This is a genomic window from Xanthomonas sp. SS (genome assembly GCF_014236835.1).
GTDB lineage: Bacteria > Pseudomonadota > Gammaproteobacteria > Xanthomonadales > Xanthomonadaceae > Xanthomonas_A.
The window spans coordinates 2,399,534-2,420,982 of the sequence record NZ_CP051190.1 but is presented as its reverse complement, the minus strand read 5'-3'; the positions used below and the strand labels follow the sequence as shown (position 1 = coordinate 2,420,982).

Annotated in this window: 17 protein-coding genes; 6 read left to right on the top strand and 11 right to left on the bottom strand. The window is 67.4% G+C overall.

What is annotated here, in order from left to right; all coding sequences use genetic code 11:
• Window positions 1-64: 64 nt before the first annotated feature.
• The 8 genes from galU to cmk form a co-directional block, all read right to left on the bottom strand.
• Entirely contained in the window at window positions 65-961 is an 897-nt protein-coding gene (gene galU, locus HEP74_RS09970; protein WP_185816300.1) for a UTP--glucose-1-phosphate uridylyltransferase GalU, read from the bottom strand.
• Window positions 961-2,871 carry a polysaccharide biosynthesis protein gene (locus tag HEP74_RS09965; RefSeq protein ID WP_185816299.1) on the bottom strand — a complete coding sequence of 637 codons (1,911 nt, stop codon included), beginning with the start codon at window positions 2,869-2,871 and terminating at the stop codon, window positions 961-963. Before HEP74_RS09965 ends, galU begins: the two co-directional genes overlap by 1 nt.
• Window positions 2,872-2,888: 17 nt before the next feature.
• Window positions 2,889-3,860 (bottom strand): MraY family glycosyltransferase, encoded by a 972-nt coding sequence (locus HEP74_RS09960; RefSeq protein ID WP_185816298.1) that lies wholly within the window; start codon window positions 3,858-3,860, stop codon window positions 2,889-2,891.
• The gene (gene lapB, locus HEP74_RS09955; RefSeq protein ID WP_179564944.1) at window positions 3,861-5,042 is read right to left on the bottom strand and encodes a lipopolysaccharide assembly protein LapB; all 1,182 of its coding nucleotides are present in this window, start codon (window positions 5,040-5,042) and stop codon (window positions 3,861-3,863) included.
• A gap of 6 nt (window positions 5,043-5,048) precedes the next feature.
• Window positions 5,049-5,348 carry a LapA family protein gene (locus HEP74_RS09950; protein ID WP_185816297.1) on the bottom strand — a complete coding sequence of 100 codons (300 nt, stop codon included), beginning with the start codon at window positions 5,346-5,348 and terminating at the stop codon, window positions 5,049-5,051.
• Window positions 5,349-5,439: 91 nt separating this feature from the next.
• Window positions 5,440-5,745, bottom strand: coding sequence for an integration host factor subunit beta (locus HEP74_RS09945; protein WP_179564946.1), 306 nt, complete (start codon window positions 5,743-5,745; stop codon window positions 5,440-5,442).
• Window positions 5,746-5,823: 78 nt separating this feature from the next.
• Window positions 5,824-7,503, bottom strand: coding sequence for a 30S ribosomal protein S1 (rpsA, locus tag HEP74_RS09940; protein WP_185816296.1), 1,680 nt, complete (start codon window positions 7,501-7,503; stop codon window positions 5,824-5,826).
• Window positions 7,504-7,742: 239 nt separating this feature from the next.
• On the bottom strand, window positions 7,743-8,414 hold the full coding sequence (gene cmk, locus HEP74_RS09935; RefSeq protein ID WP_185816295.1) for a (d)CMP kinase: 672 nt from the start codon (window positions 8,412-8,414) through the stop codon (window positions 7,743-7,745).
• A 172-nt stretch (window positions 8,415-8,586) separates the two neighbouring features.
• Here cmk and ykgO point away from each other — a divergent pair, with 172 nt between their 5' ends.
• From ykgO to HEP74_RS09910, 5 genes are all read left to right on the top strand, one after another.
• A complete protein-coding gene (gene ykgO / locus HEP74_RS09930) occupies window positions 8,587-8,712 on the top strand; it encodes a type B 50S ribosomal protein L36 (RefSeq protein WP_005913193.1) in 126 nt (41 codons plus the stop codon).
• Window positions 8,713-8,840: 128 nt separating this feature from the next.
• Window positions 8,841-9,170: a hypothetical protein gene (locus HEP74_RS09925; protein ID WP_185816294.1), complete on the top strand. Its 330-nt coding sequence runs from the start codon at window positions 8,841-8,843 to the stop codon at window positions 9,168-9,170.
• Between the two features lie 131 nt (window positions 9,171-9,301).
• Window positions 9,302-10,339: an agmatine deiminase family protein gene (locus HEP74_RS09920; RefSeq protein ID WP_185816293.1), complete on the top strand. Its 1,038-nt coding sequence runs from the start codon at window positions 9,302-9,304 to the stop codon at window positions 10,337-10,339.
• 311 nt (window positions 10,340-10,650) lie between these two features.
• Window positions 10,651-11,553: a carbon-nitrogen hydrolase gene (locus tag HEP74_RS09915; protein ID WP_185816292.1), complete on the top strand. Its 903-nt coding sequence runs from the start codon at window positions 10,651-10,653 to the stop codon at window positions 11,551-11,553.
• A gap of 68 nt (window positions 11,554-11,621) precedes the next feature.
• The gene (locus HEP74_RS09910) at window positions 11,622-12,917 is read left to right on the top strand and encodes a TraB/GumN family protein (protein WP_524540779.1); all 1,296 of its coding nucleotides are present in this window, start codon (window positions 11,622-11,624) and stop codon (window positions 12,915-12,917) included.
• A 200-nt stretch (window positions 12,918-13,117) separates the two neighbouring features.
• On the opposite strand, the gene HEP74_RS09905 is transcribed toward HEP74_RS09910, so the two are convergent.
• The 3 genes from HEP74_RS09905 to HEP74_RS09895 are packed head-to-tail and all read right to left on the bottom strand — an operon-like array spanning window position 13,118 to window position 20,837.
• Window positions 13,118-16,204, bottom strand: coding sequence for an efflux RND transporter permease subunit (locus tag HEP74_RS09905; protein ID WP_185816290.1), 3,087 nt, complete (start codon window positions 16,202-16,204; stop codon window positions 13,118-13,120).
• Entirely contained in the window at window positions 16,201-19,713 is a 3,513-nt protein-coding gene (locus HEP74_RS09900; RefSeq protein WP_185816289.1) for an efflux RND transporter permease subunit, read from the bottom strand. The genes HEP74_RS09905 and HEP74_RS09900 overlap by 4 nt, the downstream gene beginning before the upstream one ends.
• Window positions 19,713-20,837 carry an efflux RND transporter periplasmic adaptor subunit gene (locus tag HEP74_RS09895; RefSeq protein WP_185816288.1) on the bottom strand — a complete coding sequence of 375 codons (1,125 nt, stop codon included), beginning with the start codon at window positions 20,835-20,837 and terminating at the stop codon, window positions 19,713-19,715. The genes HEP74_RS09900 and HEP74_RS09895 overlap by 1 nt, the downstream gene beginning before the upstream one ends.
• Before the next feature lie 216 nt (window positions 20,838-21,053).
• Here HEP74_RS09895 and HEP74_RS09890 point away from each other — a divergent pair, with 216 nt between their 5' ends.
• Window positions 21,054-21,443: a c-type cytochrome gene (locus HEP74_RS09890; protein ID WP_185816287.1), complete on the top strand. Its 390-nt coding sequence runs from the start codon at window positions 21,054-21,056 to the stop codon at window positions 21,441-21,443.
• The last annotated feature ends 6 nt before the right edge of the window (window positions 21,444-21,449 follow it).

The following is a 21,449-nucleotide window of genomic DNA, read 5'->3' as shown; positions in this document are numbered from 1 at the left end:
TTGCGCTGCCGAACCCCGTACGCGACGCGGCGGACCCGCGCGCTCCGGCAGCGTTGCCGCGTTTTTACTTGCTGCCGGCGTCCACGTCGGCCAAGGCGCGACGCATCATGTCCTGGGCCGGCTTGCTCAGCTTCTCGTGGTCCAGCGCATAGCGGATGGTCGCCTCGATCAGGCCGATATGGGTACCGCAGTCGAAGCGGGTCCCCTCGAAACGGTATGCATGCACCGGATCGCTCTCGATCAGCGCGGCGATCGCATCGGTCAGCTGGATCTCGCCGCCGGCGCCCGGCACGGTCTTTTCCAGCAGATCGAAGATCTTGGAACTGAGCACATAGCGGCCGACCACGGCCAGGTCGCTCGGCGCATCGGCCGGCTTGGGCTTCTCGACGATCGCGGTGATCTTGCCTTCGCTGCCGTCGAACGCCTCAGTGGCGACGATGCCGTAGCTGCCGGTGCTCTCGTGCGGCACATCCTGCACGGCGATCACGCTGGCGCCGGAACGCTCGGCCACGTCGGCCATCTGCGCCAGCGCGCCCGGACCGCGGTTCCAGATCAGATCGTCGGGCAGCAGCACCGCGAACGGCTCGTCACCGATGATCGGCTTAGCGCACAGCACCGCATGGCCGAGGCCGAGCGCTTCGGCCTGAGTCACGAAGATCGCGCGCACGCCGTTGGGCAGCACATGGCGCACCAGTTCCAGTTGCTCCAGCTTGCCGGCGCGCTCGAGCTTCTGCTCCAGTTCGTAGGCCTTGTCGAAGTAATCCGCAACCGCGTGCTTGTAGCGGTTGGTGACGAAGATCAGGGTGTCGCAACCGGCCTCGATCGCCTCGTCCACGGCGTACTGGATCAACGGCCGATCGATGATCGGCAGCATTTCCTTGGGCACCGTCTTGGTGGCGGGAAGGAAGCGGGTACCCAGACCTGCAACCGGAAAAACTGCTTTGCGGATTCTCTTGCTCATCAGAGCCTTCTGGCCTCGCGTGCGGGGAATGGGACGATTGTAGCGGAGCTATCCTGACCGGCTTGTTGTCGCAGCGGCGCGAATTCGGGCATGGTGGTGCGCAGCACTTTCTCGATCGCGTCGCTGTCGTATTCGGCCACCGCCGCGCGCAGCTGCTGCAGACCCTGCAACACGTTCTCGCGCGAGAAACTGCGCGCACCGGCTTCCAGGATCTTCGGATGCGAGGTGGGGCGATAGTTCTCGTCGGAATAGAACAAGGTCTCGTGCAGCTTCTCGCCCGGGCGCAGCCCGGTGTAGACGATCGCGATGTCGCGCCCTGGCTGCTTGCCGGCCAGGCGGATCATCTGCTCGGCGAGCAGGCGGATCGGCACCGGCTCGCCCATGTCCAGCGTGTAGATCGCGCCGTGCGAGGCCGACGCCGCAGCCTGCACGATCAGCTGGCAGGCCTCGGGGATGGTCATGAAATAGCGGGTCACCTGCGGATCGGTCACAGTGACCGGGCCGCCCTGGCGGATCTGCTCGCGGAACAACGGCACCACGCTGCCGGCCGAATCCAGCACATTGCCGAAGCGCACGGTGACGAAGCGCGTGCCCACCGTCTGGTCGTCCAGCGATTGGCACACCATCTCCGCATAGCGCTTGGAGGCGCCGAGCACATTGACCGGATTCACCGCCTTGTCGGTGGAGATGAACACGAAGGTCGAGACCTTGGCGGCGACGCAGGCGCGGGCCACGTTCTCGGTGGCCAGCACGTTGTTGCGCACCGCCTCGCGGAACTGCCGTTCCAGCAGCGGCACCTGCTTGTAGGCCGCGGCATGGAACACCGCATCCGGCTCGGCGATGCGCATCGCATGGCGGGTCACGGCCGGATCGCCGCAGTCGCCGAGCACGCACTCGATCTCCAGATCGGGGAAGGTGCGATGCAGATCGGCATGGATGGTGATCAGCGCCAGTTCGTCGATCTCCAGCAGCACCACCTTGCGCGCGCCATGGCGCGCGCACTGCCGACACAGCTCCGAACCGATCGACCCGCCGGCGCCGGTCACCATCACCGTACGCCCGGACAACCAGCCCTTGATCAGCTTCCAGTCCGGGGTCACCGGCTTGCGCCCGAGCAGGTCCTCGATCGCGACCTCCTTCAGTTCGCCCGGCAGAAAGTGGCCTTCCAGCACATCGAGCAGGCGCGGCACGGTGCGGAACGGCAGCCCGGTGCCTTCGCAGATCGCCACCACCCGCTGCATGCCGGCCGCGTCCAGCGACGGGATCGCGATGACCAGCAGCTTGGCCGCGGTTTCCTTGGCGATCGCGCCGGCTTCGTCGATCCGGCCCAGAATCGGCAGGCCCTGCAGTTTGGCCCCATGCAGATGGCCGGCGTCGTCGACGAAGCCGACCGGATGGTAGGCGCCGGAGCGGCGCAGGTCGCGCACCAGCGCCTCGGCCGCACGGCCGGCACCGACGATCAACACGCGCCGCGCGGTCTCGTCAGAATGCGCGATCTGGTAGTCCTTCCACGCGCGGTACAGCAGTCGCGGCGCGCCGAGCAGCGCCGACAGCGCGAACGGATACACCATCAGCACCGACAGCGGAATGGAATCGAAGCGGCTGTATGCCAGCCCCAGCACGATCGCGACCAGCCCGTAGAAGCTGGCCTTGAAGATGTTCAGCAGATCCGGAACGCTGGCGAAGCGCCATAGTCCGCGATACAGCCCAACCTTCCAGAACACCAGGCCCTGCGCCCCCAGCACGATGGCGGTGTTGAGGTTCCACAACGGCAAGGGGTGCTCGCCGGGCAGCATCGTGTAGCGCGCCGCATGCAGCAGCTGCCAGCAGATCCAGACGATCGCCAGATCGTGCACGACCACGGAGGCCTTGGGGAACAGCTCGGTAAAGCGGTCGCGAATCGAAAGCATCAGTTATCCATGAGAGTTCAGCGCAATCCCTTGCGTGAAGTCAGCCAAAGTGCGCTCGCCGATAGGTACCAGGCCAACGCCAACCCAACCTGCCCCCCGGTGCGCAACGTTCCACCGAACCAGGCGATTGTAATCGCGACAATGCTGAACAGGGCATAGGCGAAGGTCACAACCGTGTGGCTCCTGCCTGTATGTACCCAACGCTGGTAAAAATGTTGCGCATGCGGTTGCCACCAGCGTTCGCCGGCGAGCATGCGCGACAGCAGCGTGAAGCCTGCGTCGATGGCGAACGCGGATATTGGTATCAACAGCAACCATGGCGTGAGCTCGGTCGCAACATTGCCCAGCGCGAACAGCGCGGCGACCAGATACCCCAACGCGCCACTGCCGACGTCGCCAAGGAAGATACGCGCCCGCGGATAGTTGAACGGCAGGAAGCCGGCACAGGCCACGATCAGCACCCAGCACGGCCAGCGCAGCGGCGCGGGCAGCAACATGGCGAAACCCAGCGCCACCAGCATCGCCTGGCTGGTCGCCAAGCCGTTGATGCCGTCCATGAAGTTCCAGATGTTGATCAGCGAGATCGTCGCCAGCCAGGTCAACGCGGCCAGCCAGGGATTCTGGTGCAATCGGTAGACAAGTCCGGCCAGCAGCGTGGCGGCCAGCGCATGCACCAGCAGCCGCAGCGCGGCCGACAGCGGGCGGTGATCGTCCCACCAGCCGATGCCGGCGACCAGCACCAGTCCGCCAGCGAACGCCGCGATGGCCATGCCCTGCTGCGGCCACAGCGTCGCCGAATACGCGCAGGCCGCCAGCACCGCGGCGACGATCGCCACACCGCCGCCGCGCGGCGTCGCCACCGTATGGCTGCGCCGCTCGCCGGGCGCGTCCATCAGCTTGCGCTTGAGGGCATAGCGGCGCGACAACCAGGTCCCGACCGCGCTGAACGCCGCCAGCGCGGCGAGCAGCACCCACCCTGCCACCTGCATCTACACCACCGCGTAGTTGAGCAAGGGCTTGACCGTGCCCCACTCCTTGCAGCTCGGGCATTGCCAGTGATGGGTGCGCGCGCCGAAGCCGCAGCGCGTGCAGCGGTAGCTGGGATTGCGCACCAGCAACTGGTCGGTGATGTGCTTCAGGTCCTGCAGGGTGGCGGTGGAATCGGCGCCCTCGGCCAGGGTCAGGTCGATCAACGCCGACTCGCCGCGCACCGACGGCCGATCCTTCAGCTGCCGCCCGAGATAGGCGCGCGCCGCGGACACGCCTTCCTGCGACTCCATCAGCCGGGTCAGCGCCAGCACCGGGGCGATGCCGCGATAGTGCTCGGTCATTTCCGACAGGAAGGCGCGTGCGCCGCTGAGATCGTTGCCGCGGCGGCGATAGCAATCCATCAGCGCCGGCATGATCTCCGGCAGGTAGTCCGGATCGTGCCGCGCGGCACGTTCGAAGGCGCGGATCGCGGCCTCGTCGTTGCCGTCGTCCACATCGATGCGCCCTTCCAGGATGCCGGCGCGCACCGAGGTGGCGTCGGCCTGGTAGGCGCGCGCGATCGCCGAGCGCGCCAGCTCCGGCTTGCCGGATGCGCGGTAGCGGTCGGCCAGTTCGCATTCGAACTGCGCGATCAGCTTGCCCATCGGCTCGCCGGTCACGTCTTCGTAGCGGGTGGCGTTGTCGATCGCCTTTTCCCAGTCGCGCTCGGCCTGGTAGATGCCGATCAGGTGCTTGAGCGCCTGCGGCGCGCGCTGGTCGATCTGCGCCAGCTCGGTGAACACGGTCTCGGCCCGGTCCAGCAGGCCGGATTTCATGTAGTCCTCGCCCAGCGCCAGCAAGGCCTGCACGCGCTGCGGATCGCTGAGATCGGCACGTTGCACCAGACCCTGGTGCAGGCGGATCGCGCGGTCGACTTCACCGCGGCGACGGAACAGGTGACCGAGCGCGACCTGGGTCTCGAAGGTTTCCTTGTCCAGCTCGGCGATGTGCAGGAACAGCTCGATCGCCTTGTCCGGCTCTTCGTTGAGCAGGTAGTTCAGGCCGCGGAAATACGTGCTGGAAAGCCGGCTGACCTGCGTGTCGCCGTGGCGCTGGCCACCGCGGCGGCCGATCACCCATCCGCTCAGCGCCGCCAGCGGCAGGAACAGGAAGAACCAGAACCACTCGGTCAGGAAGTCCATCGAAGATCAGCGTCCGTCCACAGGCGGGGTATAGGTCGGTACCGGTGCGACGACCGGCGCGGCAGCGGCGATCGCGGCCTTGTTGGCGCGACGCAGCTTGGCGTACAGCGGGATCACCAACGTGGCCAGCACCAGTGCCGCGCCGATCACCACGCCGGCGAACAGCGAAACGATGATGGCGATGCCGGAGGTGGTGTTGATGCCGGCGACACCGAAATTGATGACGATCTGCTGCGAATTCAGCGATCCGATGACCAGACCGGCCAGCAGGAACACCAGCAATATCAGCAGACGGGCAATTTTCATGAAGCTCTCCAGCGTCGGGAGACACTAGATTAGCCGAACAGGCGCAGGTTCCGGGAAAGTCCGGGACGCGAAGGCGCAGGCTCGGGGCGTATCAGGGCGTGTCGGACTCGACCGGAACGACGCCGCTGACGCGTTCGCGCAATTCCTTGCCGGGCTTGAAATGCGGCACGTGCTTGCCGGGAAGCGCGACGGACTCGCCGGTCTTGGGATTGCGTCCCAGGCGCGGCGGCCGGTAATGCAGGGAAAAACTGCCGAAACCGCGGATCTCGATGCGGTCTCCGCCGGACAGCGCGCTGCCCATCATTTCCAACAGCGATTTCACCGCCAGATCGACGTCGTCCGCCTTCAGATGCGCCTGCTTGCGCGCCAGGATTTCGATCAGTTCGGACTTGGTCATTCGGATTCGTGCGGTGGGGTCGCAACCCGGCACGGCCCGGATTAACCGGGCCGTGCCAGAAACGCTGCGTGTGGCGGATTACTCGGACTTGTTGCCGTTCAACTGCGCACGCAGCAGCGCGCCCAGCTGGGTGGTGCCGCCCGACGCGGACTGGTATTCCTCCAGCACTTCGCGCATTTCGGCATCGTCCTTGGCCTTGATCGACAGCTGCAGGGTGCGGCCCTTGCGGTCCATGCCCACGAACTTGGCTTCGATCTTGTCGCCGACCTTCAGGTGCTGGGTCGCATCGTCGACGCGCTCGTTGGCGATGTCGCGCGCGGCAACGTAGCCCTCGATGCCGTCGGCCAGGTCGATGGTGGCGCCCTTGGCGTCCACTTCACGCACCACGCCCTCGACCTTCGAACCCTTCGGATTGGCCGCCATGTACTGGCCGAACGGATCCTGCTCCAGCTGCTTGACGCCCAGGCTGATGCGCTCGCGCTCCGGATCCACCGCCAGCACCACGGCTTCCAGCGTGTCGCCCTTCTTGAAGTTGCGCACGATGTCTTCGCCGGTGGTGTTCCAGCTGATGTCCGACAGGTGCACCAGGCCGTCGATGCCGCCGTCCAGGCCGATGAAGATGCCGAAGTCGGTGATCGACTTGATCTGGCCGGACACCTTGTCGTTCTTCTTGTGGGTGGCCGCGAAGGTTTCCCACGGATTGGCGGCGACCTGCTTCATGCCCAGCGAGATGCGGCGACGCTCCTCGTCCACGTCCAGGACCATGACCTCGACCTCGTCGCCGACCTGCACGACCTTGGACGGGTTGACGTTCTTGTTGGTCCAATCCATTTCCGACACGTGCACCAGGCCTTCCACGCCCGGCTCGATCTCGACGAACGCGCCGTAATCGGTGACGTTGGATACCTTGCCGTAGACGCGGCTGTTGGCCGGGTAACGACGCGCGATGTTGTCCCACGGATCCTCGCCCAGCTGCTTCAGACCCAGCGAAACGCGGTTGCGCTCGCGGTCGAACTTCAGCACGCGCACGTCCAGCTCGTCGCCGACGTTCACGACTTCGGACGGATGGCGCACGCGCTTCCAGGCCATGTCGGTGATGTGCAGCAGGCCGTCGATGCCGCCCAGGTCCACGAACGCGCCGTAATCGGTCAGGTTCTTGACCACGCCCTTCAGGATCGCGCCTTCCTGCAGCTTGTCCATCAGCTGCTCGCGCTCTTCCGAGTGCTCGCTCTCGACCACGGCACGACGCGAGACCACCACGTTGTTGCGCTTGCGGTCCAGCTTGATGAGCTTGAACTCCAGCTCCTTGCCTTCCAGGTAGGCCGGGTCGCGCACGGGGCGCACATCGACCAGCGAACCCGGCAGGAACGCGCGGACATCCTTGATGTCCACGGTGAAACCACCCTTGACCTTGCCGCTGATGCGGCCGGTGATGGTCTCGTTCTTTTCCAACGCTTCTTCCAGCTCGTCCCACACCATCGCGCGCTTGGCCTTCTCGCGCGACAACACGGTTTCGCCGAAGCCGTTCTCGAGCGAGTCGAGGGCGACCTTGACCAGGTCGCCTTCGGCGACGTCGATCTCGCCAGCGTCGTTACGGAACTGTTCGATCGGCACGATGCCTTCGGACTTCAGGCCGGCGTTGATCACCACCACGTCGCCGCGGACTTCCACGACGATACCGGTGACGATGGAGCCCGGCTTCAGCTTGGCCAGATTGGTTTGACTGGCTTCGAACAGTTCGGCAAATGATTCGGTCATTGAAATTACTCTCGTGGACACACGGACAGTGCGTTTCTTCTGGAAACGGCGAACTGCCCACCTGGTTAGTCGGCCCAAAACCGCGGCCGGGTGTGAAATGGGAAAAACCGCAGCGCGACATTGCGCGGCGGAGCGTGGAACAACGGTAGTGCGGCGTTACGTGTGAAGCGGATTGCGGATACATCGCCTGGATGCCACCGAAGCGGCGCCATGCTGCTGCCCTACTCCCGGCGCGGCCCTCAGGTGGGCAGCAATTCCAGGACGCGGCCGACCACCTGTTCGATGTCCATGCCGGTGGTATCCAGGAGGACGGCATCGTCTGCCGGCTTCAGGGGCGCCACCGAACGTTGGGCATCGCGTGCGTCGCGGGCCATGATCTCGCGCAGCAGGTCGTCGAATATAACGGAAACTCCTTTTTCCTTCAACTGGTTATGCCGGCGCATGGCGCGCTCCTCGGCACTGGCGGTCAGGAACACCTTGTACGGGGCATCCGGGAAAATCACCGTACCCATGTCGCGGCCGTCGGCGACCAGCCCCGGCAGGCGCCGGAACGCGCGCTGGCGCTGCTTCAGCGCCGCGCGCACCTCCGGAATCGCGGCGATCGCCGAGGCCACCGCGCCGGTGGTCTCCAGCCGCAGCTCGTCGGTGGCGTCGACCTCGTTGATCCTGACCCGCAGGCCGCCGCCGGCCACGTCCTCGAAGGTGACATGGGTATCGAAGGTGCAGCGCACCAGCGCCGCAGCGTCGGAAATGTCCAGGTTGGCCCAGCTAGCGGCCACGCCGACCGCCCGGTACAGTGCGCCCGAATCCAGGTAATGCCAGCCCAGCTTGCCGGCGACGATGCGGCTGACGGTGCCTTTGCCGGCCCCGGAAGGGCCATCGATGGTCAGGACGGGAGCGGGGTCGTTCATGCGGTTCCTCGGACGGGGGGCGGCGCATTGTAGCCCCGGCGCCGGCCGGGCTGGCGCAAGCAGTTGAAACCATGAAGAAAACCAGGCTATACTCGCCGGCTTACTGATCCAGCGACGTGGTTTCGCCACGCCGTACCCTTCTCTAATCCACAAGTTTACGCCGAGGTGTGCCATGAAAGTCCTGTCCTCCCTGAAGTCGGCGAAGACCCGTCACCGCGACTGCAAGGTGGTCCGCCGCCGCGGCAAGGTTTTCGTGATCTGCAAGTCGAACCCGCGTTTCAAGGCTCGCCAGCGCTGATCCGACGACGGCCCGCCCTGCGGCACCGCGCGCACGGTTGCGGGTCATCGACGAAAGCCGCCTTCGGGCGGTTTTTTGTTGCCGAAATTTGCTGTAATCGCCGTTCGTCCTCTGGGGAGCACACCGTGATGAAGCACCGTCTGTCCGTACTGCCGCTGCTGGTCGTCCTGGGCCTGGCCGGGGGCGCCCACGCCGAGACCCTGCTGGTCGAGCGGGTCAAGCAGGAACCCGTGGCGGCGATGCCGGCGCGCGGGCTGAGCATGGGCGAGGTCGAGGCGCGCTACGGCGCCCCGCAGTCGAAGCTGGAACCGCGCGGCGGACAGAAGCGGCAGTGGCCGACGATCAACCGCTGGGTGTATCCGGCCTTCACTGTGTACTTCGAGAAGCACAAGGTGGTGGACGTGGTCGCCAACAAGGCCGATGCCAACGAGGTTGGACCCAAGCCTGCGATTCGGTGATGCGAGTTGGTATGCGAGTCCCTCGCAAGAGTTTTTATGCGAGTCCCTTCGCAAGAGCCCGCACATCCATGTGCGGGGATCAAATGAAAAGCCTGAGCTTCGGCTTGGGCACGACGTGAGTAGTGGTCGCAATGACTGATCGCCTTCGCCTTCCCGCGGAATGGGAGCCCCAGTCCGCCATCCTGATCGCCTGGCCGCATGCCGGTACCGACTGGGCCGAGCGCCTGGCCGAGGTCGAGGAGACCTATATCGCGCTGGTCGCGGCGATCGCGCGCTACCAGCGCGTGCTGATCTGCGTCGCCGATGCCGACCTGCAGATCTACGCCGAGGCGCGGCTGCGCTCGGCGCGGGTCGACATGCAGCGCGTGCGGTTCGTCGAGGCCGAGTACGACGACACCTGGCTGCGCGACTCCGGTCCGATCACCCTGGCCCGGGACGGCGGCGGTTTCCAGTTGCTGGACTTCCGCTTCACCGGCTGGGGCGGCAAGTTCCAGGCGAGCCGCGACGACCAGTTGGTGAGCGCGCTTGCGGCGCAGCAGCTGTTCGCCGGCAGCGACGTGCGCAGCATCGATTTCGCGCTGGAAGGTGGCGCGATCGACAGCGATGGCGCCGGCACCCTGCTGACCACCTGGCAGTGCCTGCACGAACGCCATCCGCAGCGCTCGCGCGAATCGCTGAGCCACGACCTGGCCGACTGGCTGGCGCAACAGCGCGTGCTGTGGCTGGACCACGGCTATCTGGAAGGCGACGATACCGACGCGCATATCGATACCCTCGCCCGCTTCGCCAGCGAAGACGCGATCGTCTATCAGGCCTGCGACGACGCCGGCGATTCGCACTACGCCGAGCTGCAGGCGATGGGCGCAGAACTGGCCGCGTTGCGCACCGCCGACGGTCGCCCGTACCAGCTTTTCCCGCTGCCGTGGGCGCAGCCGGTGCTCGACCACGGCCGGCGCCTGGCCGCGTCCTACGCCAACTTCCTGATCGTCAACGGTGCGGTGCTGATGCCGGCCTATGGCGATGCGGCCGATGCGCAGGCGCAGGCGGTGATGGCGCAGGCGTTCCCGCAGCACGACATCGTGCCGATTCCGTGCCGCGCGCTGATCTGGCAGAACGGCAGCCTGCACTGCATCACCATGCAGTTGCCCGAGGGCGTACTGGCCGCCTGATCCGCGTTCGCTGATCGAAGACGCCTAGGAGCGACCGCAGGCTTTCGCCGGGTCGCACTACTCCGCAGGAATCGCCATACGTGCCGCCGCAGGACTCCGCTTCCGAGGCGGCGATGGCAACAGAACGCCGAATTGCGGTTCTTCTGTGGAACTCCGGCAGCGCACCGAATTCGGCGCCAAACGGCGCTGAGCGCCTCAACGCCGAGCCACGGGAACATCTCCACGCCGCGCCGGGCGGCATTCATCTGCCGGGAACCTGCCGCGGCGCCATCCGCGTTACCATGCGCGCTTTCGCCGACCATCCTTCCGCAATGAGCCGAAACACTCTTTCCGTCGCGCTGATCCAGGAGCGCAACCATGGCGATGCCGCGGCGAATCTGGCGGTCATCGAATCGCGCGTGGCCGAGGCCGCGGCGCAGGGCGCGCAGCTGGTGCTGCTGCAGGAACTGCACAACGGCGCCTATTTCTGCCAGCACGAGTCGGTGGACGAATTCGACCTGGCCGAGCCGATTCCCGGCCCCAGCACCGAGCGCCTCGGCGCGCTGGCCAAGCGCCATGGCGTGGTGCTGGTCGCGTCGCTGTTCGAGCGCCGCGCCGCAGGCCTGTACCACAACACCGCGGTGGTGTTCGAGAAGGACGGCAGCCTGCTCGGCAAGTACCGCAAGATGCATATTCCGGACGATCCGGGCTTCTACGAGAAGTTCTACTTCACCCCGGGCGATCTCGGCTTCACCCCGATCCAGACCTCGGTCGGCCGCCTCGGCGTGCTGGTGTGCTGGGACCAGTGGTATCCGGAAGCGGCGCGGCTGATGGCGCTGGCCGGCGCCGAACTGCTGCTGTATCCGACCGCAATCGGCTGGGATCCCAGCGACGAGCAGGCCGAGCAGGAGCGCCAGCGTGACGCCTGGATCCTCAGCCATCGCGGCCATGCCGTGGCCAACGGCGTGCCGGTGCTCAGCTGCAACCGGGTCGGCCACGAAGCCTCGCCGCTGGCCGCCGATGGCGTGGTGGGCGCGGCCGGCATCCAGTTCTGGGGCAACAGCCACGTGCTCGGCCCGCAGGGCGAGTTCGTCGCCGAAGCCGGCGCCGAACCGACCGTGCTGGTCTGCGACGTGGACCTGCAGCGCAGCGAGCACGTGCGGCGGATCTGGCCGTTCCTGCGCGACCGCCGCATCGACGCCTATGGCGATCTGCTGAAGCGCTATATCGACTGACGCGCCGCACCTGCGGCAGCTGCAAGCCCAAGACCTGCCGCACCCCGGCGCCGACCAGGCGCCCTTCGATGAGTGATGGAATGAACGAACTTTCCCAGGCCGGCGACGACGCCCTGTTCGCCGGCCAGCCGTACCGCATCGTCGAGCGCGATGGCGTGCGCTACACCCTGCTCGGCACAGCGCATGTGTCGCTGGCCAGTGTCGCCGCCGTGGAACGGGCGATCGACAGCGGCCGCTTCGATGCGGTCGCGGTGGAGCTGGACCCGCAACGGCTGCAGGCGCTGACCGACCCGGACGCGCTGACCAAGCTGGACCTGGTGCAGGTGATCCGCAAGGGCCGGGTGGCGTTGTTCGCAGCGAACCTGGCGCTGGCCGCCTACCAGCGGCGCCTGGCCGAGCAGTTGGGCATCGAACCCGGCGCCGAACTCAAGCGCGCGGTGCTGCTGGCGCGCGAGCGGCAGCTGCCGGTGTACCTGATCGACCGCGAGGTCGGGCTGACCTTCAAGCGCGCCTCCGGCCGGCTCGGTTTCTTCGGCAAGCTCAAGCTCGGCAGCGGCCTGCTCGGCGGTCTGTTCGCCTCCGACGAGGTCGGCGAGGCGGAGATCGAGAAGCTCAAGCAGGGCGACATGCTCGAGGCCAGCTTCGGCGACTTCGCCAGCGAAAGCCCGGCGCTGTACGACACCATCATCGCCGAGCGCGACCGCTACATGGCCACCCGCCTGCGCGAGGAACATGCGCAGCGGACCGCGCCCAGCCAGACCCCGATTGCGACCCCGGACTATGTGGATGCCGCACGCGCCGAGGGCATCCGCGACGTGCTGGCCGTGGTCGGCGCCGGCCATCTGGCCGGCCTGGCCAGGCACCTGCAGGACGATCAGGACGATCCGGCCACGCTGCGCAAGTCGCTGGAAGACGTGCCGACCAAGAAAAAGGTGCCGTGGATCACCCTGACCCTGACCGCGCTGGTGCTGGGCGGCGTGGCCTGGGGCTACTGGCGCGGCGGCTTCGCGCTGGGCACCGACCTGCTGCTGCAGTGGGTGCTGTTCACCGGCGGCCTGGCCGGGTTGGGCTGCCTGCTGGCCGGCGGCCATCCGCTGAGCATCATCGCCGGCGCCCTCGCCGCGCCGCTGAAGCCGTTCCGGCCCGGCGTGCCGGCCGGTGCGTTCAGCGCACTGGTTGAGGTGCACATGCGCAAGCCGGCCTACGGCGACTTCCTGGCGCTGCGCGACGACGCGCAGAACCTGCGCGGCTGGTACCGCAACCGCGTCTCGCGGGTGGTGCTGACCTTCCTGCTGACCAACCTCGGCAGCATGATCGGCGTGTGGCTGGCGGGATTCCGCATCTTCGGCAAGCTGGCCGGTTGAGCGCAACGCGGCGGCAGGGCCATGCGCCCTGCCCCATCGCATGATCACCGTGTCGTAAAACAGTGTGGGAGGGGCTTCAGCCCCGACGCCTTGTCGGTAAAGGCGTCGGGACTGAAGCCCCTCCCACAACTTTTTCCACGCGATGCAGCAAGCGAGACAAGCGCGCGCCAGCCATTCGGCGCGCGACACCGCGCCCCTGGTCAGGACACCTGCGGCGCCGGCACACCGCGGCCGCCGCGAGCGCGGCGCACCAGCTGCGCCACGCCGCCGCTGAGATCGTCGAGGATCGCGTAGATGGTCGGCAGGAACAGCAGGCTGACCACGGTGGAGAACGCCAGGCCGCCGGCGATCGCGCGCGCCATCGGGTAGTAGGCCGGGCCGTCGCCGAACATCTGCGTGGTGGTCAGCGAGATCGGCACCATCGCCAGGATCGCGGTACCCATGGTCATCATGATCGGCCGCAAGCGCTCGCGCGACCCTTCCACCAGCGCCTCGGTCCGGGCCAGGCCGCGCCGGCGCAGGTTGTTGATGTGCTCGATCATCACGATGCCGTTGTTCACCACCACGCCCATCAGCACCAGGATGCCGATGAAGGCCATGATCCCGAAGTTGGTGCCGGTGATCCAGAACAGCCAGAACACGCCGAAGATCGAGAACAGCACGCCGCTCATGATCGCCGCCGGGAACAGCAGCGATTCGAATACCGCGGCCATCACCACGTAGATCATCAGCAGCGCGATCAGCAGGTTGAACAGCATCTGCTGGCCGGCCTTGTCGTCGTCCTGGCCATCGGCGCCGTCGAAACTGTAGTGGTAGCCGGCCGGGAAGCTGACGCCCTTCAGCGTGTCCTCCATCGCCTGCTTGGCCTCGGCCGGGGTGACCTTGACCCCGAGGTTGGCGGTGATGGTCAGCGTGGTCTGGCGGTTGGTGCGCCCGATCTGGGTCGCCGCCGGCCGCGTCTGCACGTCCACCAGGCTCAGCAGCGGCACGCTGCGCCCGTCCTTGGTGCGCACGTTGAAGCTGTCCAGGTCTTCGGGCGTGGTTTCCTCGGCGCCGGCGAAGCGGACCCACACCGGCACCTCGTTGTCGCCGCGGCGGAACTCGCGCAGCGAGGCGCCGCGCAGCGCCAGGCCGACGAAGCTGGCGACCTGCTCGGCATTGAAGCCGAACGCCGATGCGCGCTCGCGATCCACCCGCACCGCCAGCTCGGTGGTACGGTCGCCGGTGTCCACGCGCACGTCGCGCAATTCCTTGCGCCGCGCCAGCAGCGGCACCACGTCGTCGGCGATCGCGCGCAGGGTCTGGGTGGAATCGCCGACCAGTTGCACCTGCACGCTCTGCGCACCGCTGCCCTGCCCGTTGCCGTTGCCGTTGCTGCCGACGCTGTAGTCGGCCAGCGCCGAACGCGGCAGCTCCTTGCGGATCTGTTCGATCAGCGCCTGCATGTCGCGCACCTGCTTGAGGTCCACGGTCAGCGTGGTGCTGCTGCCTTCCACTTCGCTGAACCACGAATACACCTGGGTGACGTGGTAGCGCTGGCGACGCGCGTCGATGAAGCGTTCGAGCTTGGCGACTTCGGTGGACAGCTGCTCGCGCGTATACGAGCCCTTCCACTGGTAGCCGATGAAGATCTGTTCGCCGCCGTCGCCGCCGAACATGTCCTTCTTGGTCTGCAGCATCGGCACCACGCTGAGCGCGGTGATCAGCGCGATCGCGGCGACGCTCCAGCCGCGATGGGCCAGCGACCAGCGCAGCACGCGCGCGTAGCGGCGCTGCAGGCGCGGGATCAGGCCGCGCTCGGAGCGCACCAGCGCCGGCGTGCGCATGCGCGCGGACAGCATCGGAATCAGGCTCACCGCCACCAGCCACGAGGCCAGCAGCGACACCGAGATGGTGATCGCGATCTGCGCCATGAAGATGCTGATGTTGTTGGTTTCGCCGAACAGGTTCGGCACGAACACGATGCAGTGGCACAGGGTGCCGGCCGACAGCGCGATGGCCACGTTGCGGGTGCCGATGATCGAGGCCAGCTGCGGCTGGTCCGGCATGCGTTCGCGTTCCTGGTAGATGCTCTCCACCACCACTACCGCGTTGTCCACCAGCATGCCCACCGCCAGCAGCAGGCCCATCATGGTCAGGATGTTGAGGGTGACCCCGGCGAAATACATGAAACCCAGAGTGATGGTGAAGCAGATCGGGATCGCCAGGGTCACCATCAACGTCGACGGCCAGTGGCGCAGGAAGAAGAACAGCACCGTCACCGACAGCAGCAGGCCGACCCCGCCGGCTTCGGCCAGTTCGGTCAGCGACGAGGTCACCGCCTTGCCCTGGTTGTCGATGACCTTGACCTGCACGTCGCTGAGCGCCGGTTGCTTGCGGATCTGCTCCACGTCGGCCAATACCGCGCGCGACACCTCGACCAGGTTGGCGCTGCGTTCCTTGTACACGTCCAGGCCCACCGCCGGACGCCCGTCCAGGCGCCGGCCGTAGTTCATCCGGGTCGGCTTCAGCCGGATCTCGGCGATATCGCCCAGGCGCAGGCCCTTGGGGTCGATGACCAGATCGCGCAGTTCCTGCAGGTCGCGCAGCTCGCCGACCGGCTGCACCCGCAGGCGCTGGCCGTGGTCGTCGATCTGCCCGGCCGACAGCGAGAAATTGAGCTTGCCCAGGCGCTCGCTGAGATCGTTGAGGCTGAGGTTGTGCGCGCTGAGCCGGTCCGGCGCGATCGCGATCTCGACCTCGTTCGGCGGCGCGCCGGACACCTCCACCTTGGCCACGCCGGGGATGCGCTCCAGGCGCCGCTTGAACTCGCGGTCTAGCATGTCGTAAGCGCCGGTCAGGTCGGCCGCGCCGGCCAGGCGCACCTTCAGCACCGGCTCGTCGCTGCTGGACCACTTGAACACGTGGTAGCGCTGCAGGTCGTCGGGCAGGTCGGCGCGGATCGCGTCGATGCGCTCGCGCGCGTCGGAGGCGGCGATGGCGATGTCGCGGTCCCAATCGGAGAACTCGATGAAGATGTTGGCGCCGTCGGCGGTCGCGGTCGAGCGCATGCGCTTGATCCCGGTCATCGTCGCCAGCGCTTCCTCGGTCGGCCGCACCAGGTTGCGCTCGACCTCGTCCGGGGTCGAGCCGCTGTACGGCAACTGCACGAACAGGAACGGCGCGGAGATGTCCGGCAGCGCCTCCAGCGGCAACCGGAACGCCGCGATCAAGCCGACCACCACCAGCGACACGAAGCACATGATGGTGGTGATCGGACGGCGGATGCTGAACTCGGCGACGCTCATGCCGGCTCACCCGTGCCAGTGCCGTGGCCGAGCCCTTCAAGACGCCGCCGCGCGCGCTGCCCGCGCTCGGCGTAATAGCCGTCGGCGCGGCGATCCAGGCGGTCGTAGACCACCGGGATCACCACCAGGGTGAGCAGCGTGGACACCAGCAGGCCGCCGATCACGGTGATCGCCATCGGCGCGCGCACTTCGGCGCCCTCGCCCGACGCCACCGCCAGCGGCAGGAAGCCGAACAGCGTGCACAGCGTGGTCATGATGATCGGGCGCAGCCGCGAGCGTGCGCCTTCGATCAGCGCCTCGCGCTTGGCCACGCCTTCCTCGCGCAGCTGGTTGACCTTGTCGATCAGGATGATCGCGTTCTTGGTCACCAGCCCGACCAGCAGGATCAGGCCGATGAACACCACCACCGAGACCGGCTTGCCGCTCAGCAGCAGCGCCAGCACCGCGCCGACCATCGCCAGCGGGATGGTGAACAGGATCACGAACGGGTGCAGCAGCGATTCGAACTGCGAGGCCATCACCAGGTACACCAGGAAGATCGCCAGGCCGAAGGCGAACAACAGCGACTTGGCCGACTGCGCCAGTTCCTCGCCCTGTCCGCCGATGTGCATGCCGACGCCGGCACCGAGCGGCTCGCGCGCGACCATGTCCTGCACCTCGCGCACCGCGCCGCCCAGATCGATGTCGCGCAGGTTGGCCGACACGATCGCCACGCGGATCTGGTCGGCGCGGTGGATCTCGCTGGGCCCGGTGGTGGCGACCACGTCGGCGACCGCATCCAGCGTCACCGGCTTGCTGCTGCCGGGATTGACGATCAGCCGGCGGATGCTGTCGACGCTGGCGCGGTCGCTCTGCTGCGCGCGCACCAGCACGTCGATCTTGCGGTCGCGGAAGCTGTAGCGGGTGGCGACGTCGCCGCGTACCTTCTTCACCACCACGTCGGCGATCTGCCGCGTGGTCAGGCCCAGCGCACCGGCACGCTCCTGGTCGAAGCGGATCTGGATTTCCGGGAAGCCCTCTTCCACCGTCGATTTCACGTCGGCGTAGTGGCCGTTACCGCGCAACATCGCGGTCAGCTTCTGTCCGGCGTGCTGGATGGTCTCCAGGTCCTGGCCGCGCAGCTCGATTTCCAGCGGCGTGGAGAAGCTGAAGAGTTCCGGGCGGCTGAAACCGACCTGCACGCCCGGATGCCTGCGCATCGTCGCGCGCATGCGGTCGCTCTGCTGCGCCTCGAACTGCGCGCTGCCGCCGCCGGCCATGGCGATGGTCAGCTTGCCGATGTTCTCGCCGCTTTCGGTGGGACTGGCATCGAGCCGGGTGCCGCTGCCGCTGACGCCATACAGCGCCTGCACGCCGGCGTCCTTGCCGTGGGTTTCCTGCAGTTCGCGCACCAGCGCATCGGTCTGCCGCAACGGCGTGCCGGCCGGTAGCTTCACCGTCATCTCGAAGCGGTCCTGGGCCAACTGCGGGATCAGGTCGGCGCCGAGCATCGGCACCACCGCCAGCGTCGCCGCGAACGACAGCGCGGCCAGGCCCAGCACCTGCCACGGCCGCGCCAACGCGCCCGGCAGCAACCGCAGATAGCCGCGTTCGGCACGCGCATACGGCGCCATCGCCAGGTCGCTGGCCTTGCGCATCACCGGAGCGACCACCGCCACGCCGCCGCGCCACAGCCGCACCACCAGCCATGCCGCGCCGAAGAAACCGCCGCGCACCGCCGCGGCGGCACCGCGCCGGCCCCACGCCACCGGCTTCAGCCAGCCGCGCTGCGGCTGCCAGTGCGGCTGCTCGGGCTCGGGCGGGAACGCCATCGGCGGGCGTCCCTTCAGCGAACTGAGCATCGGGATCAGGGTCATCGACACCACCAGCGAGATCGCGATGGCGATCGCCACGGTCAAGGCCTGGTCGCGGAACAGCTGCCCGGCCACGCCCTCGACGAACACCAACGGCAGGAACACCGCGATCGTGGTCAGGGTCGAGGCGACCACCGCCATGCTCACCTCGCGGGTGCCGGCGATCGCCGCATCGAGAATGCTCAGACCGCGCTCGCGCGCCTTGGCGATGCTCTCCAGCACCACGATCGAATCGTCCACCACCAAGCCGGTGGCCAGCGCCAGGCCGCCCAGCGACATCACGTTCAAGCTCAAGCCCAGCTGGCCCATGAAGAAGAACGTGGCCACGATCGACACCGGCAGCGACAGGCTGATCACGAACGTGCTCCAGCCGTCGCGCAGGAACAGGAAGATGATCAGGATCGCCAGCAGGCCGCCGATCACCGCATCCTTTTTGACGTCGCCGATGGCGTGCTCGATGAAGCGCGACTGGTCTTCCAGCGTGGTCAATTCCACGTCCGGCGGGATCTGCGTCTTCAGCTGTTCCAGGCGCTTGCGCAGCGCCGCCGCGGTGGACACGGTGTTGGCGTCGCCTTCCTTGTAGATCGCCAGTTCCACCGCTTCCTTGCCGCCCAGGCGGATGATCGCCTCGCGCTCCTTGTAGCCCTGCCGCACCTCGGCCACGTCCTTGAGCCGCACCGGCATGCCGTTGGCGATGGTGGTGGTGGAACTGGACGAGGCGCTCTGCGCCGCCGAGGCCGCGGCCAGCGCCGCTTCCGAACCGGTCGAGGCGGCGATCGCGTACATCTGCTGCATCGCCGAGTCGGCGGCGCTGCTGCCGGCGCCCTGGGTGGTCAGCAGCAGATTGCGGATCTCGTCCAGATCGGCGAACTGGTTGACCGTGCGCACCAGGTAGCGCTGCGAGCCCTGTTCCAGGCGCCCGCCGGAGATGTTGATGTTCTCTTCCTTGAGCCGGGTGATGACGTTGTCGATCGGCAGGCTCAGCTGCGCCAGCCGCTGCTGGTCGATATCGACCTGGATCTCGTCTTCCAGCCCGCCGCCGACCTTGACCGCGGCCACGCCGGCCACCGGTTCCAGCTTCTTCTTCAGGTCCTCGTCGGCATAGCGGCGCAACTGGGTCAGTGCGCGCACCGCATCGGCATCGCTGGCCGGCGTCGCCTTGCTCGCCAGCACCAGGCGCATGATCGGTTCGGTGGACGGATTGAAGCGCAGCAGCACCGGCGCCTTGGCTTCCAGCGGCAGCTCCAGCGCCTCCATCTTGTCGCGCACCTCCAGGCTGGCCTGGTCCATGTTGGTGCCCCAGGCGAACTCCAGCACCACGTCGCTCTGCCCGGTGCGAGACACCGACTTGAGCTTGCGCAGGTTCTTGACCACGCCGACCGCTTCCTCGACCGGCTCGGTCACCAGCGTCTCGATCTCCGACGGCGCCGCGCCGGTGTACTCGGTGCGCACGGTCAGGGTCGGATAGCTCAGGTCGGGCAACAGGTTGACCTTGAGGTTGTTCAAGGCGATAGCGCCGAACAGCATCAGCGTCACCATGGCCATGAAAATGGTGACGCGGCGGCGCGTGGCGAATTCGACCAGCCCGCCGCCGCGTACGCCGGGCGGCACGTGTTCGTGCGGATCGCTGCCGTGATCGGAACCGGCGCTGGTCATCAGTGCGCTCCGACCGCGGCGCCGCCGCCGATCTCGGCGACCTCGCGTTGCGGCGCGATCACCTGCACCCGGCTGCCGTCGCGCAGGGCGACCTTGCCGGCGGTGACCACCTGGTCGCCGGGCTGCAGGCCGTCGCGGATCTCCACCCACGGACCTTCGGAATAGCCCAGCTTGACCGGCACCCGCGTCACCTTGCCGGCGCTGACCCGGAACACCGCCGGCTCGCCATCGTCGAGCAGCGCCAGGCGCGGCACCACCAGCGCATCGGCGCGCTGGTCGTAGTCGATGCGGATGCGCCCGAACATGCCCGGTTGCAAGGCTTCGGCGCCTTCCTCGAACGCGCACACCACGCGGAACGTGCCGCTGCCTGAATCCACCACCGGCGCGATGCGATCGACCTTGCCCAGGTATTGCTTGCCCGGCAATGCATCGGCCAGCAGCGTCACCGGCTGCCCGGCCTTGAGCGTGGCCAGCTCGCGCTCGGGCACATTGAGCGTGGCTTCCAGGCGCGAGTCGTCGACGATGCGGAAGATCGGCGTATTGATCTGCACGAAGTTACCGGTCTTGATCGAGCGCGACGCGATCACCCCGGAGATCGGCGCGACCACCGTGGCGTAGGACAGTTCCAGCGACGCCAGCTGGTGCTGCGCGCGCACGTTGGCCAGGTCGTACTTGATCTGGTCGACATCGGCGGCGCTGACCAGTTGCTGGCCGACCAGTTGTTCCGAGCGCCGGTAATTGTTCTCCAGCTTGCGCAGCTGCGCCTCGCTCTGCGCCACCGCCAGCCGCGCGCGGTCCGGGTCCAGCCGCACCAGCGGCTGCCCGGCGCGGACCTGCTGGCCCTCCTCGGCCAGCACCGCCAGCGCCACCCCGGAGGTCTTGGCCACCACCTGCGATTCGGCGCGCGCCTCCAGCGCCGCGGTGCCGCTGTAGCTGGCCGCCACGGCGCGCCGGCTGGCCTTGGCCACCTCGACCGGCACCGCGTCGGGCGCCTTCTCGGCCTCCTTGGCCTTGGCCTGCGCATCGCCGGCCGCCGGCTTGCAGCCACCGAGCAGCAGTGTGGAGGTGATCAACAGCGCGGCAGCGCAGCTGGCGGTGCGTCGGCGCGTGGAATATCGCGTCATCGTCGTGTCCCTGGTGGATGGCGTGAATGGTGTTGTAGGTAAGTAGATCACCTGATGACGCTCAGGTGAATGAGCCAAAGGTCATGGTCCGCCGCGTGGCGCAGCGCGGGGATTGCCAAGGCCTGTTTCGGAGCCGCGAAAGGCCAGGCTATACTCGGGTCGTTCCGTGTTCCCCCACGCCGGAACGCCCAGTCCCGTCCTCCGGACCACGAAACCATGCGCACGCAGCCGCTAGCCGCTTGTTTTGCTTTGGCCGTACTTGTTCCTCTCGGGGTCGCCCCGGCAGTGGCGCAGACCGCGCCGGCGCCCACCGCTCCCGCCCCGGCCGCCACCCCGGAAGCGCCCGCTGCCGCCGTCGGCCATGCCGACAACGGCAGAACGCTGACCTATACCTGCCAGGGCTGCCACGGCATCACCGGCTACAAGAACGCCTATCCGAGCTACCGCGTTCCCAAGATCGGCGGCCAGTCGGCGCAGTACCTGACCCAGGCGCTGACCGAATACCGGCTCGGCAAGCGCAAGCATCCGACCATGCAGGCCCAGGCGGAGAGCTTCTCCGACCAGGACATCGCCGACATCGCCGCTTACCTGACCACCCTCAAGTAGCCATCC